The sequence below is a fragment of the Bacillus sp. SD088 genome, from assembly GCF_017355205.1.
GTDB lineage: Bacteria > Bacillota > Bacilli > Bacillales > Bacillaceae_C > Lederbergia.
Window position 1 is genome coordinate 199,198 of sequence record NZ_JADIJK010000003.1, and the last position, 18,139, is coordinate 217,336.

Here is an 18,139-nt window from a genome sequence, read left to right on the forward strand (position 1 = left end):
TACACACTTTAATAATAAGGATGAACAGCTAGGCACGGCTTCCTGTCGCTTGGTCTGCACTAATCCGCACTGCCGATGCGCCTAGAACAGGAATCACCCGCACCATCATGCAAATTATCCACAAGATAGAATTTTCCCATCGATCTTTCCATGACAAAACCCCCGCTTATGAAAGCGAGGGTTTGTCATGGTTTTCATGTGTTTTTGGTAATGTAATAATAAAGGTTGTCCCTTTTCCTTCTTCACTTTGCACTTCAATTTTCCCATGATGGGATTCCGTTAAATGCTTTACAATCGCTAATCCAAGGCCCGTTCCACCAGAACGGCGAGACCGAGCCTTTTCAACTCGATAAAAACGTTCAAATATTCGCGGCAGCTCAGATGCTGGAATACCAATCCCGGTATCCGAGATACTAAGTTTTACTTGATCGGCCTCCTCCCACAGCTCCACAACAATCTTCCCTTCTTCGGGTGTATAAGCGATCGCATTAGAAAGGAGGTTTAAGACAATCTGGTGAATTCGATCCTTTTCTCCCTCCATCCAAATATCGTGCTTCTGTTCTGGAAGGACAAGGGTTAGTTTCTTCTTCTTCGCTTCTTTTTGAATCGTGTTCACCATATTCCAGACAGCTTCTGTCATATTCATTTGTTCAAGTTTTAAAGGAATATGATGCTGTTCAATTCTCGACAAATATAATAGCTCACTAATTAGTCGATGGAGCCGCTCGCTCTCCTGATAAATAATACTAAGAAATTCTCGACAGACATCTTCATCGTGCATAGCTCCGTCTAATAGAGTTTCCGCAAATCCTTTTACCGACGTGATCGGCGTCTTTAATTCATGAGAAACATTGGCGACGAAGTCCCTTCTCATATTTTCTAGCCTGCGCACTTCCGTTACATCATGCAATACCGCGATCATCCCTTTTCGTACCTGATTCTCGCGGACATATGGGGCAAGATGGACATCCATGATTCGCTCCCTTGGATAATAGAAAGTGATTTCTTTTCTTAATTCTTGTCCGGTTTTTAAACATTCCTCCATCAAGGAACTGAATTCTAAATTTCGACTAGCATCCATATGCATTTTCCCTGGAAAAGCTTGCGGATCCTCTCCCATAAATTGCGCCATCGCCTTGTTCGCTAATAATATTCTGCCTTGCATATCCACTAATAAGACACCACTCGTCATATTCGCTAATACACCTGAAAGCTGCTGTTCATTTTCCTGAATCGTCTCCATTTGATTTTTCAAGCTCGAAGCTAGCGTATTAATGGACGTTGCCAATTGTCCTAATTCACCTCGTGGTTGGTGATGGACTCTGGCAGAAAAATCTTTCTCTTTTAGCCTTGCCGAAACGCTAATCATTTCTTCAATCGGTTTAGAGATGCTTTTCGCTAATCTCATCCCGATTATTCCGGTAAGAAGAAAAACGGTAAGTAAGGAAATACTGATGCTAATCCATAACTTGCGTAAAGCAAGATCAATTTTCTGAAGAGAGTAAGCCACTCGAATGGCTCCAGCTGTTTCGTCTTCTTCCATCATCGGAACGGTCACATACATCATATGAAAGCCGAGTGTTTTACTATAGCGAATAGATAGCCCTGAGGAAGCATGATCCTTGAGGACTTGTTTTACTTCTGGTCGATTTAAATGGTTGTCCATCTCCGCAGGAGAATCCTCTGAATCAGCTAATACATTTCCAGCCTGATCCAAAACGGTTAATCGTGATTGGATCGATTCAGCCAGCAGATCCATTTCTTCCTGAAGTTCTGGCGGAGTGGCAAGCAAGCCTTCCCTCTCAATGACATTTACTACTAATTTTGATGTTTGAAGTAAGTGGGTTTCTTTTAAATCATAATATGTATCTTTCATCATTCTTGATAAAAACAAGCCCGAAAGGACTAATAAAACGGAAATCAATAGTAAAAAGGAAAATGTGATCCGAACCCATAATTTGTGAATCATCACGGTTGCCCCAGTTTGTACCCGAATCCTCTCACTGTTTTAATATACAGTGGCTGCTTCGTATCTTTTTCAATTTTTTCACGTAAATGGCTAATATGGACATCGACAATCCGTGAATCTCCAACAAATTCATAATTCCAAACGGCATCTAATAATTGATGACGATTAAGAACTTTGCCCTGATGATTCGCCAAATACAAAAGCAATTCAAATTCCTTCGGTGTCAAATCAAGCTTCTCACCAGCAAGCTCTGCCTCGTATTGATCGGGAAAAATAGCGAGATCACCGATGCGAATCATCGTTGCTTCCTGCTTTGGTGTCTCAGAAGATTCATTCATTTGCGATCGTCTCAAAATAGCTTTCACTCTTGCAATGACTTCACGTGGACTAAAGGGCTTTGTCAAATAATCATCTGCCCCAAGTTCTAGCCCTAATACCTTATCAAATTCATCATCCTTCGCAGTTAGCATTAAGATGGGAGTTTTCAGTTTTTCCTGGCGAATGGTTTTACAAACATCCATACCATCCATACCAGGAAGCATTAAATCCAGAATAATTAAGGTAGGATTTTCTTCCAGAGCTTTCTGTAAACCCGTATTTCCATCTCCTGCTGTAATCACCGCAAAGCCTGCTTTTTCTAGATTAAATTTTAATAATGTAACAATGGAAGGCTCATCATCAATCACAAGCACCTTTTCCATTTAATTCGCCCCCTTTGTCAGGATGTTAAAAAAGGATCAAAGGCCAAATGCGCCTTTATGACCTGCGTCTGCAGGCCTCCGGTAAAAAAAGACTGCCTCTTTACTTTTTGAGACAGCCTAATTGAACTTATGATTTTAATGTACGTTTTTCCATCAAAACAGTCAAGCTTAATAGTGTGACAAGCACAGTCGCTCCCATATCAGATAAGATGGCAATCCATAGAGTTAGGAGACCTGGAATCGTTAAAAGCAAGGCAATTAGCTTTAATCCTAAGGCTAAACCAATATTGAGTTTAATCATTGCATTGACTTGTTTTCCAACTTTAATGGCAGAAGGTAGTTTGCCAAGATGATCTTGCATCAGCACGATATCAGCTGTCTCTATCGCACTGTCGGTCCCCTTGCCCATTGCAATCCCTAAATCGGCCGTAGCCAAAGCTGGAGCATCATTAATTCCATCTCCGACCATTGCAGTGATTCCTTGCCCCGTTAATTCTTTGATTTTCTCCACCTTTTGATCTGGCAATAATCCTCCATAATAATCAGTGAGTCCAATATTTACAGCGACTTTTTCAGCCGTTTGTTGGTGATCTCCTGTTAACATCGTTGTCCTCTTAATCCCTGCTTTATATAACTCTGCAACAATTTCCTTACTCTCAGGGCGTATCTCATCGGCAATTCCGAATAAGCCCAATACTTTCTCATGATCGGATACAGCTACTAACGTAAACCCTTCGTTTTTCAAAGTTTTTAAATCATTTTGAACAGCCGCTGTCAGAGCAGGAGCCGGAATACTTTTTTCATTTCCTAACGTATAATTGAAACCAGCAATCACGGCTTTCACACCTTGACCGGTAATCGTTTCGATGTAGGTAGGCTCTTGAACAGCCACATCGTATTCTTCTACTTTTTTCATCACGGCTTTCGCCAGTGGATGGGAAGAGTTTTTTTCAATTGCTCCGGCAGTCGTTAAAAAAGTGTTTTGATCATAAATGACCATTTTCTCAACATACGGCTCTCCCTTTGTTAATGTCCCTGTTTTATCAAAAGCAATGGTGTCGACTTTGCCCAATTGCTCAAGAAAGACACCACCCTTGATTAAAATACCATGTCGAGCATTTCTTGTGATGCCCGAGATTAAGGCAATTGGTGAAGAAATAATCAATGCACAAGGACACCCAACAATTAAAACAGCAAGCCCTTGATAAATCCACTCTCCCCAACTTCCGCCAAACAGCGGAGGAACAACGATCACTATAACTGCAATCATCATAATCGCAGGAGTATAATATTTGGCAAACTGATTAATAAACTTTTCTGTGGGCGTTTTTGTTTCCTGAGCTTCTTCAACAAGATGAAGAATTTTAGCTAAGGAAGAGTCTTCATAAGCCTTCGCGATTTTTATCCGCAAAACGCCCTCATTGTTAATACTTCCGCCAAAAACAGAGTCTTCTATCTCTTTTTCTACGGGCATCGATTCTCCGGTAATCGCCGCCTCATTCACAGAGCTTTTTCCCTCTATGACGATCCCATCTGAAGGGATTTTCGAACCTGATTTAACCAGGACGACATCCCCTACTTGTAAGGCTGAGATCGGGACAATGTTTTCGCCATTCTCCGAAATGCGTATAGCCTCTTTGGGGGCAACCTCTAATAAAGCCTCCATTGATTTACGAGCTTTTTGCATCCCTAGCCCCTCTAAATATTCGTTGATTCCGAACAGAATCGCAACTAAGGTTCCTTCCTTCCACTCGCCAATGCTAAATGCACCAATTAAAGCAATGCTCATTAATGTATCAATATTAAACTTGAATTTGACAATGTTTTTTAATCCTTTTATAAAGGTAGTGTATCCACTTAGAGCAGCCGCAAAAAGAAAAAGAAGAATCGCTATCCAGCTCTGGCTAGCATGTTCTACGAGCAGTGCACTAGCAAATAATAAAACGGATAATCCAATAAGCAATATTAAATGCTGGACTGAACGATGGTCCTGTGGATCTGGTTCTTGCTTGACGAGAACCGCCCCATCACCCGCTAATATCTTTTCTATTTTTTGCAATTCGACTTGATCTGAAACAATTAATTTACTGGAGTTGAATAGGACCTTCGCATCCTCTCCATGTTCCAGCTTTTGAATATCCTCTTCCATCTCCCTTGCGCAATTGGCACAAGACAATCCTTGTAATTTGTATTCTGCCATTTTTGATCAACTCTTTTCGATCTTAGTGCGTGTTACTTCAGACAAGGCTCTATAGGTCTGGCACGATAAAGTGAAACTTCATTCAGCGGGGGATTTTTTTCATCCCCCACTGAATGTTAAGGATCAAAGGCTAAATTCGCAACATCCTGTTGGCAGACTCAAACGGACGTCCTGTCGCTTCGTCTGCACTAGTACATCCTGTACCCTTTGTGACCTGCGTCCTGCAGGCCTGAACCAATCGTGGATTTACTGGCAATTGTCCCCCACTTACAATTCTCGTTTTTATCTCGAATTCTTGAAATGGGGGTCCTACTGCCAGTTAATTCGGGATAAATTAAAAATGGTTCCTTATCTAATTCATTTAGTGTAGATAGGTTTTACTGAACGACTACCATTTACTCTTCTATTTATATGCATACATGTTCATATATCAATTATATTTCAACCACATAATTTGTCAACTAATTCAAAAAAGATTTCCTTTTTTGTGACAATATACAAAAATTACTTCAGTTTCATCAAGAGAGTTTGCTTGTCCAATTGAAAATAGGAAAGAGATTTGCTATATTTGTATTGAAGGATTGGAGGATACTGGTTACAAAAGTGACCAAATTTTGCTTCTTTAGTCTTTGACTTTTATTTAATCAGTGGAAATTCCCCAATGATTGAATTCTCACTTTACCATAAGATACTATTTTAAAGGTGGTTTTTATATGTCCTACGTTATTACGGCACCATGTATAGGAGAAAAATTCGGCGAATGTGTCGAAGTTTGCCCTGTCGATTGTATTCTAGAGGGGGATGAGATGTTTTTCATCGATCCTGATCTTTGTATAGACTGTGGAGCTTGTCAAGCCGTTTGTCCTGTCGAAGCAATTTATCATGAGGAAGATATCCTTCCAGAAGATGAAAAATACTTCGATAAAGCAAAGGAATTCTTCGCAGCTGCAGATTAATGTATTTTAGAAAAAAAGGTGGACTTGCCCAAGTTCACCTTTTTTCTGCTTGTATTACCATATAGCCAATCTTATCAGCATACTCCATTAGTAAAAGGCTTTGTTCTACTAAAATTTGTTCAACATCTTCACTGTAGACCACGGTTCCTCCGTTATCCAACATTTTTTCTTCATCTGCATACTCTGATAATTCTTCTGTCATTTTTCTATCTTTTATAATGGTAAAGTTTTGAAAGCCCGCGTTTTTTAGCTTCGATAGCCATTCTTCCTTCGTTAAAATTTCCTGAATTTGATACAGATTTTTAAATTGCTCTAGCTCTTCAACCTTCATTTGTTCTTGCACACACATTTCATTACAAATAAAAGTTCCCGCTTGTTTTAAAGCTCTTCTCAATTCGTCTAAAGATTTTTCTATTTTCGTAAAAGCGATAACCGATTCCGAAACAATTAAATCAAATTGTTCATCAGCAAATGGAAGTTCTTCGATATCAGCTTCAATAATATCGATTGGTAAAGCTTGTACGCCTGCGTGCTGACGCAAATGGTGAATCATTTCTGGATGTTTATCAACTGCGACAACTTGACAACCAATGGTTTCAGCTATATATAAAGTTGTTTGCCCCATTCCACAACCTATATCAAGCACTTTCATTTCTTTAGTTAACTTTATATTTTCAAGTAGCCTTTTCGTCAAATAAAAACCACCTGGATGAGCCCCATGTACTTTCCCTTTTGCCAATGCATCATGATAATTGAATGCCATCCTTTCCGCTCCTTCATTGCTTATTTATACAATAAGATATGATAGTTGCTCCTGAGCGTGATGTTATTATTTCCGCTTAACAACTAAGTTGTTTGTCCATTCAAAAGCTTAGAAAGGCACATAGTCTAATAAAGGATGGATTACAGAGGTTGTTCAAAAAGTCCGGTAAAATCGATGCTGCGAATTTCTTGGTCCCTTTTATCCTCCTTTTTGAACACGCACTTAGAGTTAGGGAGGTGTTAAGTTTGCCAGTGAATCAATATTATCATGCTTGTCGCCGTGGTATTGGCCGTCCTGTGATGATTACAACCAGAGATGGTCAAGTGCATCGTGGCATTATTGACCGTGTCTCTTCCAATCGAGTTTATCTTCGTCCATTGGGTGGATCCAATTATGGAGGATATGGCTATGGCTGGGGATGGGGTTGGGGATTTGGCTGGGGAGTTGCTTTAGGAGCCATCGCTGCCTTAGCTTTCATCCCCTTCTTTTAACGTATATGCAAAAGAGGGATTCCACATTGACAATAATGGAATCCCTTCTTTTTTCAAAATTATACATTATTGTCAGGTATAAAACATTTGTCGATCTATATTTTTGCCTATACACCTTCCCAAAACCTGAATAGGATAAAGTGAACCTTCAATCAGTGGGGGTTTTCTTTCATCCCCCACTGATTGTTAGTTGAACTAATCGGGCTTTTACGGGCAGTGTATCCCCCACCTATGCTTCTCCGTATTCTCTAAAGCCTTGAGGTGGGGGGATTACTGCCCGTTAATGCGGGATAAAGCGAAATCGTTATTTAGAAAGGAGGATGGACATGTCCCATGAACATGAAAAGAAGCCGAAAGAAATACATGTGGAAAACCTCGTTATTCACGCAAAAAATGTGGAAATAAAAGAAGAAGGGCAGGGTAAACCCCCTCATCATCGAGACCCTTGGAATTTCTTTTGGGGAAGAAACCAAGAAGAAGCGGTGGAAGAACATTCCGAAGATAAAAAGGAGTAAGGCAAGCAAATCTATTTTAAAAAACTCAATCGCTGTTCATACGTTAATTGCAAAAAAAGGGAAATGCCAAAAAAGCACTTCCCTCTTTTCCTTTGCAATGAATATAAGCTTAATCTTTTGTTCTACGAAGCAACAACATAAAAACGGTAATGAGAATAAAGGCAATCAGGGCTAAAAATGGGATGGTGATGAATCCCAGCCAGTTAATATATTGACCATTACAGGGAACTCCACCAACACATGGTTTCGCAGCCACTAGCCCAGGTACCTTTTGAATTAGGTAATGATAAAAGGATACCCCGATTCCAATAATGGAAAAAGGCAACACGTATTTTTTTATATTTTTATTCTGCTCAAATACGGCGATCCCAATGATCACAACTAAAGGATACATAAGGATTCTTTGATACCAGCAAAACTCACAGGGGATAAAGCCTTTGATTTCACTAAAATAAAGACTCCCTAATGTGGCGACAAGCGATACAATCCAAGCAAAATAAAGAAGATAATCCTGAAAGCTCGACTTGGTATTCTTCATCCTCTTACTCCAATCCTTTTTCAATGAGATTTGCAATAGATTTATAATCAAACGGATCCTCAACAACGATACCATTGATGATAACAGTTGGAGTCGATTCAATATTATGCTTTATTCTCAACTGATTATCAAGGTTGACCTCTGGTGATTCTAATGGCTGCTCCTCATTATACTTTTCAATCTCTTTGTCAAATTGATCTATATCTAAATCAACATTAGGTGCTGTTTCTTGAGCAATCTCTACTAATGTTTCATTTGTCACCCATTGTTCATCATGTTGTTCAGTTGCGGGCTGTGCTGCGAATAGAGCTTCATGAAATGCCCAAAAGTTTTCAGGATCTTGTTTGAAAACAGCCTCTGAAGCTAATGCTGCGCGAACAGATTCCTCTCCATGAAATAGAACATTTATATAAGAAAGCTTTGCCTGTCCGGTATCAATATAATCCTCTTCAAGCTGTGGTAGTACTCTTTCGGACCACGCTTTACAGCCTGGACATTTATAATCACCAAATTCCACAATGGAAACCGGGGCATCCTCCTCCCCCATGGTAGGTTGATTATCAATATTGGGGTGTTCGACTTTTGGCGCATTTTCTTGATCTGTTTGATCTAGTTTCTGATTCAGGATGATAATAGCAGCGACGGCAATCACTACGACGGCAATCGTAATGATCATTAATTTCTTATTATTCATTTGGCACCTCTCCAGGTTTTTTCTAGTAAAGAAATGGGGTTTCTCCCCCTTTTAGTTCACGATATTCCCTTTTCACAGTAACTAGAGAATTGTCAATATGGGGTTTAGGCCACCAATGAAACAAACATTTTCCACTGTAGGGAAACATCACTTCAATTCCTTTGTTAATCCTATCATACCCCTGGAAGGTAGGTAAACTAACATTCCGTTACAAAACAATGTCTTCTTCGTGAACTTTTCCGTTATTTCTGTTATAGAGGATGTTAAGAAAAGCGCAAGGCGCCCGCCTATCGGCGACAAGCAAATGTTCTGAGACAAAGAAAGGAGTTCTTTGCCTTTCTTTGTCTCAGGTTATTATGCAGAACATCAGCTAAGATCTCGACGTCCTGGCGGCAGACTCAAAACAGGACGTCCTGTCGCTTCGTCTGCACTAGTACATCCTGTACGTCGCAACGCCGATGGACTCGCTCCTGCGAGCCGATGGCGCATGAAGCTGGGCAACAACTGCCCAGCCTTAAAGCAATCTAAGAAAAACTTTATACTTTCTTATCTTTCAAAAAAAAGGCTCTGCGATTTTCTTCTTAACCAACCTGATTAGGCTGACCAATTTTCTGATTTTCTATGAAAAGAATGCCGAGTTCATGATGATCTCCCTCATATAAAGCTCCTTGAACAATCCGGATTTCATTATTATGATCAAACACTTCTAATTTACAATATGCTCGATTTTTTGATAGAGCCTGATACATTTCTTCCTGACTATTGACATTTACTTTGTTACAGGTTTGAATAACTTCGCCTGTTTTGAGTCCCATTTTCTCAGCTGGAGAATTTGGCAGCACGTCCAAAACCATGACACCAGAATTTCTTGGAGCATAGTAGTACGGATTGTTATTTTCCCTTATACGGTGTCGGTAAACAAGCCAAACTCTTCCTATTAGAGCAAATACCGATGTGATGATTGCAGCGTATGCGGGTAAGAGGAAAACACCCACAATTCCTACGATGAGAACAAGCAAGCCAAGGCTTAAGACATTTTTCCCCATTCGCTTAACAGCAGCACCAGGCAATTCCGTTTGAATCTGCTGTTGAAAACCGACCAAAAATGGCAGTAGCACAAGAGAATATCCCTCAGATCCAGACGATATAACAGGCCACCAATCAAAAGGCAATGTTAAGACACCAGAAGGAAGAAAAAGAAAAGTAGGAAGAAGCCAAAATCTTTTTGTTTGCAAAGCCCCTACTATTAATCCTCTACGGCTTGTCCGTAATTTAGGTGAGACATCCTTCAACCCATTTTTTATCATGAGTATCCCTTCAGCAACCATTAATAAGCCCAACATAACAGATGCGCCAAGCAGGTAATTCGAATCCAACGAATCAAGGAAGTCCCATTCAATGGAAAATAGAGACAATGAGCTTACTAGTAGTAAAGGGATGCCAATCGTGAAAGCAGCTGATAGCAATCTAGCATTTCCAATAATAGTTAATACAATCGTAGTAACCGCTACTATCAATAGCAGTTGTAACGGAAATGTCAAACCTAGCAAAATAGTTACAATGGATAGAAGTATTCCAACGAGTATCCCCACAGGAAATAAATGTCTCAGCTCAAGAAAAATAGGATGTACTCTCATATGAAAATCACGTCGTTCTCGCTTTATTCTCCAGAACCCCGCCAATACCACCCATGTTATTGAGAAATAGAAAATAGGATGAAGTAACACTCGCCCTATCCCTTTAGCAACCTCTATGGTCCATTCCAAGTCCCTCCACATCCCTTCCGAACATTAATATAACTTCTATTTTACCAGACATTAGAAGAAAAAGGATAAAAATATGGCTAGACATCTGAAATTTTCAAAAATGTCTAGCCTGCCTTTTTTGAACATCCGTTTCAACTGAAAATATGTTCATTCATCATTTATTTTTTTGTAAGGATTTTAAGGCAACTTGCAATTGAATATCATTTTTCTCATCTTTTATAAAAGAAGCAATTTTTCCTTCTAATTTTGCTACTGTCTGATCATCGATTTCCCCTGTTACTGGCAGTTCCTCAACCGATTGAAAGGCTCTCACTGCTTTTTCTGTTTGTTCATCAAAATAACCATCGATTCTGCCTGGAGAGAACCCTAATCCCTTCAACATCTCTTGAGCAAATTTAATATTCTCATCATTCATATTTATTTTGAATGGTTCCTTGTATTCAATGGCATGTACATTAAAATAGGCTGGCTGCTGAACCTCAATCGTAGGTTCAACCCCTTTACCATGTATCCAGTTTCCATCAGGGGTTAACCATTTCGCCATTGTTAATTTTAAATTACCTCCAGCTTCCAATGGAATTGGTTGCTGCACCGTCCCCTTGCCGAAAGTCTTTGTACCGATTAAGGTTGTACCATTGATTTCATTTAAAGCGGCCACAAGGATTTCTGATGCAGAGGCGCTGCCTTCATCCATAAGTACAGTAATAGGATAGTTTTTTTGCTGTTTCAATTCCGAATAATAGGTTTGCTTTTTACCTGAACGCTCCTCGATTTGAACATATGGTTTATCCCCTGTCACTAATTGAGCGAGGATTTCTTGCACACTAATTAACATGCCACCCGGATTTCCCCGTACATCAATCACAAGGCCATCGATCTTTTCCGCTTCCAGTTCCTTTAATTCTGCCTCAAAGTCTCTCGCTGTTGCCTCCGCAAAAGAAGTGATCTCAACATAGCCAAATTTCTTTCCACCACTCTCTTTCACTTCGGAAAAAACGGTCAAAATCGGGACTTCGTCTCTGGCTATCTCGTATGTGAGCGATTTAGATACACCAGTCCTCGTTATATCCAGTGTCACCGTTGTTCCTTTTTTTCCACGAATTTTACTCGATGCTTCGTATAAATCCAACCCATCAACAGGGTCCCCATCAATTCTAATAATTTGATCCTTTGCTTTTAGCCCTGCCTTTTCAGCTGGGGAATTTTTTATTGGGGAAATAATCACAAGCTTTCCTTCTTGAATGGCAATTTGAGCTCCGATTCCATTAAAGCTAGAATCCATGCTCTCATTAAATCTTTCTGCGGTCTCTTCATCCATATACACAGAATAGGGGTCTTGCAATGTCGCAACCATTCCTTGAATCGCGCCTTGAGTTAATTTCTTCGTATCTACTTCTTCTACATAAGCCTGTTGGATTAACTCATAGGCTTCTGCTACTTTTTCCATAGCTGGTAGTATCTGCACTGTTTTTCCTTCTTGATTCCCTTGTGTCTCTTGCCAATTCGGAAGAATCCACACCATACTCGCATATATACCGCTCGCCCCTAAAAGGAATGAACAAACGGAAATAATAACCAGCCACCTTTTCTTCATACATTTCCTCCTCACCGCAATTAGGCCAACAGGATGTTGGTCAAAACGGCGAAGACATGCGGACGGAGGCCCACACGACGGTCAAAACGGTGTTGCGAATACAGGGACGTACTAGTGCAGGCGAAGCAACAGGATGTTGCGTTTTGAGCCTGCCGCTAGGACGACGCGAACTTAACCGTTTATCCATTTTAGCCGTTTATCTCTTCATCCATTCTCCTTTATGAATAGCCTCTATAAAGCCTATGCGATGAGGGGACAAGTTATAACTAATTTAGGACAGCTGCCTTATTGCTTTGAAAAATACTAATAAAATCTTCTAACATAGCGCTAGCTGTTGGTTTACTCCCCGCTCCCGGTCCTTGAATCATGATTTTTCCAGCCAAGGAAGTTTCCAGCACGACTGCATTATCTACACCTTCAACAGAATATAAAGGATGCCTGCTATCGATTTCAACTGGACGAACAGAAGCCTGGATACGATCTCCTACCTTTTCCAACTCTGCAATATGCTTAAAACGGCCGTTAGAATTGGAAATCTTATCTTGTGAAAGGCTTGCTATTCCTTGGAGTTCAACTGTTTTCCATGGTGGTTGCTTCCCGTAGATCAGCTGACTTAAGATCATAATTTTATAGAAAGCATCGATTCCCTCTACATCATTCGTTGGATCAGCTTCGGCAAAGCCGAGGGATTGAGCTGTTTTTAACACTTCGGCGAACGGAAGTTGTTTCTTTCTCATTTCCGTTAAAATAAAATTAGAAGTACCATTTAGCAATGCTTGAACCCGCTCAATTTTATTCAACTGTAGTTGCTGCTGAATGGTGCGGATAACGGGGACCCCGGCTGCAACGGTCGCTTCGTAGCCAATTTGAACATTGTTTTCTCGCGCCTTTTCCAACAAACCTTCTCCGTGTTTAGCGAACATTTCTTTATTGGCTGTAATAATATGGCATCCGTGTTTAATGGCTTCATCCAGGTAATGATGCGCAGGTTCAGCACCGACAATCGATTCAAAGAGGACATCAAGCCCTGGGATTGACAAAATTTCCTCAATATTATTGGTCACCATAACATCTTCTGCTACTTCACGCTCTTTCTTTTCATCTTGGATCAGTACCGCTACTACCTGCACTTCGGCTCCAATAAGCTCCTTTAATTTTTCTTGCTGATTACATATAACCTCATAAACGCCGGCTCCAACTGTGCCAAGTCCTAATAGTGCTGCTTTAATGATTCGCACCTATTTCTCCCCCTTATTCATGGATGTCATTTAAAAAAGGAGACTGAAACGCATGGCGCCAGCCTCCTAGCTTTCTTTGTCCTTACTTTACAGACACTTTTTCTACGGCTTTTTCGATCGCTTGATTAAGATCAGCTATAATATCTTCGACAGCTTCAAGACCAACCGAGATGCGAATTAATTCTTCCTTTACCCCAACAACCTTTAACTCTTCCGCACTTAATTGTTGATGCGTTGTGGAAGCAGGGTGGATAATTAATGATTTTGCATCTCCGACATTCGCAACATGGGAAAATAATTTCACATGGTCAATGGTTTGTCTTCCTACTTCTCTTCCACCCTTAATGCCGAATACGATGATTGAGCCAGCACCTTTTGGTAGATATTTTTGCGCTAGTTCATTGGAAGGGTGATTTTCTAAGCCAGGATATGACACCCACTCAATCGCTTCATGATTCTCTAAAAATTCCGCTACGGCTTTTGCATTTTCTATATGTTTATCAATTCTCAAATGTAATGTTTCTAGCCCTTGTAATAATTGGAAAGCATTATCTGGGCTTAAGCATGGTCCGAAATCACGCAGTAATTGCACACGTAATTTTGTTGCAAAAGCAGCGTTAGGTACATCAATCCCATAACGAAGCCCATGATAAGTTTCATCTGGTTCGACAAAATCAGGGAATTTCTCGTTATTCCAATCAAACTTTCCTGAATCAACTACAACTCCACCGATTACAGTGCCATGGCCGCCAATCCATTTTGTTGCAGAATGGATGACAATATCCGCTCCCCACTCAATCGGCTTACAAAGATACGGTGTTGAAAAAGTGCTATCGACAATAAGTGGAATCTCATTTTCATGCGCAATTTTTGCAACAGCTTCCACATCAAGAATATGCAGGCTTGGGTTTCCAATAATCTCGCCAAAAAGTGCTTTTGTTTTTGGTGTGATCGCTTTGCGGAAATTTTCCGGATCTTTCGGATCTACAAACTTCACATTAATTCCATATTTTGGCAGTGTCACAGCAAATAGATTATACGTACCTCCATATAGATCCGTGGCCGCAACGATTTCATCACCAGCACGTGTAATATTCAAAATCGAGAAAGCAATGGCAGCCATTCCAGATGATAGACCAACAGCAGCCGTACCCCCTTCAAGCAAAGCGACTCTTTTTTCAAATACATCAACCGTTGGGTTGGTAATCCTTGTATAGATATTTCCCGGTACTTCTAATCCAAATACCTTTTGCGCATACTCCGAATCTTTAAATACATAAGAGGTTGTTCTATGTACTGGAACAGCGCGTGCTCCTGTTTCATCAGGCTCTTGTCCTCCGTGCAATAATAAGGTTTCTGGTTTATATTGTTCTTGTGACATTTCCTCTCGTCCTCCTTAATGATATCATCCTCATCGCTAACACTAGTCAAAAAACCCCCTTCTGATAAGAAGAGGGTTTGATTGTATTTCCGCTCCTTATCTCTCAGACCATGCAGTCTGTAGGAATTAGCACCTTTTCAGAATAATTCCTCTGAAGGTTGCTGGGCATCGCAGGGCCTATCCCTCCGCCACTCTTGATAAGAGTATTACGATTCACTGTTATTAACATCAAGTATAGTCTATTATTCTCTAAGAAGTCAACCTTATTTTCAAATAATATATCCATTATCTTGTTGTTTACTGTCTATTTTAAATCTTTTACAAGCCTTTCCATCATTTCTTCGTCCATAGGACCAATAATACTTTTCGCTATCAATCCATTGGAATTGATAAAGTAACTTGTCGGAATAGAGATAACCTGGTATTTATCGCCCACTTCTCCCTTTTCATCTAACAGAATAGGAAAATGCAATCCATACTCCTTGACAAACTTTTCAACTTTTTCTCGCTTATTGCCAACACGTTCACCGGAAGTAAGATTCACAGCAATCACTTCTACACCTAATTCTTCCGCTTTTTCTTGATAAAATTTCTCCATATGGGGCATTTCTGCTTTACAAGGACCACACCAGCTTGCCCAAAAGTTCAATAATACTTTCTTTCCATGTAGGTCAGATAGTTTGAACTTTTCACCAGTTAATGTTTCTAATTCAAAATCAGGTGGAATATCCCCTTCGGTTAAGCCTTCCGAATAAACGCCATTGGATGTTTCGGTGGCAGCCTCCAGCCTTTGCTGGAGAACTTGTTCTTGAATTTCTTCCACTTCTTTCTTCGCTTGTGTTTCTTGGACAATATTAATGACTAAAACCCCTGCTAAAATCGCTAAAAGACTAAAGCCAAATATTTTCTTCGTCATGATGAAACCTCCCATTTTCGCAAAGCTATCACTAAGATTATAGCCATGAGGAAATAAGTGACCATTGGAATGGATAGTAAAGAGTGATGAAGGGAATAAAATATCGCCTGCACAGCTGTATAAAGAATTAGTAATTGTTCTTTCCATAATAACTGATTTTTATTCGACACGAATAATATGAATACTCCACCGATGAATAATTGCATTCCCGTCCATAGGAAAGACCCTTGATTCAAAATAGCCTGGAGTACCTCATATACAATCATGGAGCAAATCCAAGCTTGATACATATTCGCTACTTGCAAATTCCGAAGTCTAACCTTATGTAATGTATAAAAAATTGTTACTGCAAAACCAAGCCAGTATCCCTTCACACCGCCATTAAAGTATAAAATAGATAAGGGGTGAGCCCATATCATCGGAAATTGGAAAAGAAGGACACTGAACTTCCATGTTACCAGCCATATAAAAACAGCATTTCCATACCACTCTGCCGTCAACCTCTTTTTACAGAAATATAGGCCTGCAGCTGTAAGGATGCAGGCACCGACAATCGCAATCCAAGAAGCGGGAATCGTTAATGTACCAATGGTATACCACTTAATGAATCATCCCTCACTTTCCAAAGACAAATATCGCCTTATAAATGCATGTTCAAAAAGGACCAAGTCGGCGTCAATCGTAAACATCCGACACTAGTACGTCATGTATGTCGAAAGTTCGAGGCGGACTTGTATAGGATGTACTGACTTCCGTGTTGTCCACAGGACGTGGGCAATTTTAGCGGGAGATCCTTTAGCTCGCAGGGCCATTTTTACAGTGACCTACAGGAAGGAAGTTATAAAAGCGTTGCGACAGGATGTCGCCTTTGAACATCCTCTACAAAATCGGTGATAACAGGCGAGAAAATGATTCCTTAAAGCGAATGTAAAGAGAACGATTTTGGTATTCTTCCCAGCTTAATCCATGAGAATGCTTAACATCCTCATGAAAGATATCGACTAATTGTTGGACAAGTGCTCGATCATATAAAAAGGCATTCACTTCAAAATTTAATTTAAAGCTACGAACATCAATATTTGCCGTACCAACTGTGGCAATTTTACCATCTGCAATAATCGTTTTTGCATGAATAAACCCATTATCGTAAATATAAACTTTCGCCCCTGTCTTTAGTAATTCTCCGACATTCGAATAGGTCGCCCAATATACAAAAGCGTGATCTGGTTTATTTGGAATCATCAATCTTACATCGACCCCTGAAAGAGCGGCTATTTTGATTGCATCAAGCACACTTGCATCTGGAATAAAATAAGGTGTCTGAATGTAAATATATTTTTTGGCTGATGAGATAAGTTTTAATATCCCATATTTAATTTGCTCCCATTCAGAGTCAGGGCCGCTTGAAACAAGTTGGACATCTGTATCTCCTTTTGCACCAATTTCTGGAAAAAGTCTGTCCTCATAACGAATTTTTGCCGATGAAGCTTGGTTCCAGTCGAGAATAAATCTCGTCTGCATGCTAAAAACAGCCTTACCGCTGATTTTTAGATGGGTATCTCGCCAGTAACCAAATTTTTTATTTAGCCCAAGATACTCATCGCCAATATTGAATCCTCCGATATAACCATTTTCACCATCAATGATCACTAGCTTGCGGTGGTTGCGAAAATTCACCTGTAAATTTAAGTGGGGGATTAAAGCAGGAAAAAAAGCACTTGCCTTTCCACCAGCTTCAAGCAAAGGTCGGAAAAATCTTTTTGGTAATCGTCTTGAGCCCATTGCATCATATAAGACTTTTACATCTACGCCTTCTTTCGCCTTTTTGACAAGCATTTGCAGTAACTCATTGCCAAGTTTATCATTCCTCATAATATAATATTCCATGTGGATATGATCTTTCGCTTTGTCTAAATCCTGTAATAAAGATTGAAACTTATCTTTTCCATCAATAAAAATCTCTACCTTATTATCTTGGGTTAATATGGAACGATCATTCACAAGCAACATATAGATGAGATCTTTATATTGAATTGTTTTCGTATCGTGGAAAGGAAATTCTCCAGTTTGTAATAGTTCAATTTGATTTTTAGTAATCTCCATAATGCCAATTTTATTCGAATCTTTCCATTGAAAAAGCTTTTTACGGCTTAAATTCTGTCCGAAGATAAGATATAAAATAAAGCCAGCTACAGGGACAAAAAATAGAACTAATAGCCAAGCCCATGTTGAGCCAGGATCTCTTCTTTCCAAAAACACTACGAAGACAGCCAAGATAATATTTAATAAAAGTGCTAAACTAACCAAAGCTGCACTAATCGCTGTAAAAGTCATATAGGCTCCCCACATCATTTATTTTCTGAAAGCAGATTCCCCTCCTTAAGTATTTCAGAGGTACATCCTTTTCAGTTCTGGTT

At 39.9% G+C, this 18,139-nt stretch carries 16 protein-coding genes and 1 riboswitch; of the genes, 3 read left to right on the top strand and 13 right to left on the bottom strand.

Going from position 1 to position 18,139, the window contains the following annotated elements:
• Positions 1-166: 166 nt before the first annotated feature.
• From pnpS to IPU53_RS03905, 3 genes are all read right to left on the bottom strand, one after another.
• Positions 167-1,969, bottom strand: coding sequence for a two-component system histidine kinase PnpS (gene pnpS / locus IPU53_RS03895; RefSeq protein ID WP_242698053.1), 1,803 nt, complete (start codon positions 1,967-1,969; stop codon positions 167-169).
• A complete protein-coding gene (locus tag IPU53_RS03900) occupies positions 1,969-2,670 on the bottom strand; it encodes a response regulator transcription factor (RefSeq protein ID WP_207447909.1) in 702 nt (233 codons plus the stop codon). The genes pnpS and IPU53_RS03900 overlap by 1 nt, the downstream gene beginning before the upstream one ends.
• Positions 2,671-2,797: 127 nt before the next feature.
• Complete coding sequence (locus IPU53_RS03905; protein ID WP_207447911.1) at positions 2,798-4,870, bottom strand: heavy metal translocating P-type ATPase; 2,073 nt, start codon at positions 4,868-4,870, stop codon at positions 2,798-2,800.
• A 713-nt stretch (positions 4,871-5,583) separates the two neighbouring features.
• On the opposite strand from IPU53_RS03905, the gene IPU53_RS03910 reads away from it, so the two are divergent.
• Positions 5,584-5,826 carry an indolepyruvate ferredoxin oxidoreductase subunit alpha gene (locus IPU53_RS03910; RefSeq protein WP_207447913.1) on the top strand — a complete coding sequence of 81 codons (243 nt, stop codon included), beginning with the start codon at positions 5,584-5,586 and terminating at the stop codon, positions 5,824-5,826.
• 34 nt (positions 5,827-5,860) lie between these two features.
• On the opposite strand, the gene IPU53_RS03915 is transcribed toward IPU53_RS03910, so the two are convergent.
• Positions 5,861-6,589: a class I SAM-dependent methyltransferase gene (locus tag IPU53_RS03915; protein ID WP_207447915.1), complete on the bottom strand. Its 729-nt coding sequence runs from the start codon at positions 6,587-6,589 to the stop codon at positions 5,861-5,863.
• Positions 6,590-6,834: 245 nt separating this feature from the next.
• Between IPU53_RS03915 and IPU53_RS03920 the strand changes: the two genes are divergently transcribed.
• Both IPU53_RS03920 and IPU53_RS03925 read left to right on the top strand, forming a co-directional pair.
• A complete protein-coding gene (locus IPU53_RS03920; protein WP_242698054.1) occupies positions 6,835-7,080 on the top strand; it encodes a hypothetical protein in 246 nt (81 codons plus the stop codon).
• A 326-nt stretch (positions 7,081-7,406) separates the two neighbouring features.
• A complete protein-coding gene (locus tag IPU53_RS03925) occupies positions 7,407-7,595 on the top strand; it encodes a hypothetical protein (protein WP_207447917.1) in 189 nt (62 codons plus the stop codon).
• Positions 7,596-7,704: 109 nt separating this feature from the next.
• On the opposite strand, the gene IPU53_RS03930 is transcribed toward IPU53_RS03925, so the two are convergent.
• The 9 genes from IPU53_RS03930 to cls all read right to left on the bottom strand — a co-directional run bounded on the left by IPU53_RS03930 (position 7,705) and on the right by cls (position 18,056).
• Positions 7,705-8,133 carry a disulfide oxidoreductase gene (locus IPU53_RS03930; RefSeq protein WP_207447919.1) on the bottom strand — a complete coding sequence of 143 codons (429 nt, stop codon included), beginning with the start codon at positions 8,131-8,133 and terminating at the stop codon, positions 7,705-7,707.
• A 4-nt stretch (positions 8,134-8,137) separates the two neighbouring features.
• Positions 8,138-8,827: a thioredoxin domain-containing protein gene (locus tag IPU53_RS03935; RefSeq protein WP_207447921.1), complete on the bottom strand. Its 690-nt coding sequence runs from the start codon at positions 8,825-8,827 to the stop codon at positions 8,138-8,140.
• Positions 8,828-9,408: 581 nt separating this feature from the next.
• Positions 9,409-10,593 (bottom strand): PDZ domain-containing protein, encoded by a 1,185-nt coding sequence (locus IPU53_RS03940; RefSeq protein WP_242698055.1) that lies wholly within the window; start codon positions 10,591-10,593, stop codon positions 9,409-9,411.
• A gap of 154 nt (positions 10,594-10,747) precedes the next feature.
• On the bottom strand, positions 10,748-12,187 hold the full coding sequence (locus IPU53_RS03945; RefSeq protein ID WP_207447925.1) for a S41 family peptidase: 1,440 nt from the start codon (positions 12,185-12,187) through the stop codon (positions 10,748-10,750).
• Positions 12,188-12,453: 266 nt separating this feature from the next.
• Entirely contained in the window at positions 12,454-13,425 is a 972-nt protein-coding gene (locus IPU53_RS03950) for a homoserine dehydrogenase (RefSeq protein WP_207447927.1), read from the bottom strand.
• 82 nt (positions 13,426-13,507) lie between these two features.
• Positions 13,508-14,806 (bottom strand): O-acetylhomoserine aminocarboxypropyltransferase/cysteine synthase family protein, encoded by a 1,299-nt coding sequence (locus IPU53_RS03955; protein ID WP_207447929.1) that lies wholly within the window; start codon positions 14,804-14,806, stop codon positions 13,508-13,510.
• Between the two features lie 93 nt (positions 14,807-14,899).
• Positions 14,900-15,010: riboswitch (SAM riboswitch) on the bottom strand.
• A gap of 100 nt (positions 15,011-15,110) precedes the next feature.
• Positions 15,111-15,722 (bottom strand): TlpA disulfide reductase family protein, encoded by a 612-nt coding sequence (locus IPU53_RS03960; protein ID WP_207447931.1) that lies wholly within the window; start codon positions 15,720-15,722, stop codon positions 15,111-15,113.
• On the bottom strand, positions 15,719-16,222 hold the full coding sequence (locus tag IPU53_RS03965; RefSeq protein WP_207447933.1) for a hypothetical protein: 504 nt from the start codon (positions 16,220-16,222) through the stop codon (positions 15,719-15,721). Before IPU53_RS03965 ends, IPU53_RS03960 begins: the two co-directional genes overlap by 4 nt.
• Before the next feature lie 379 nt (positions 16,223-16,601).
• A complete protein-coding gene (gene cls, locus IPU53_RS03970) occupies positions 16,602-18,056 on the bottom strand; it encodes a cardiolipin synthase (protein WP_207447935.1) in 1,455 nt (484 codons plus the stop codon).
• Between the last annotated feature and the right edge of the window lie 83 nt (positions 18,057-18,139).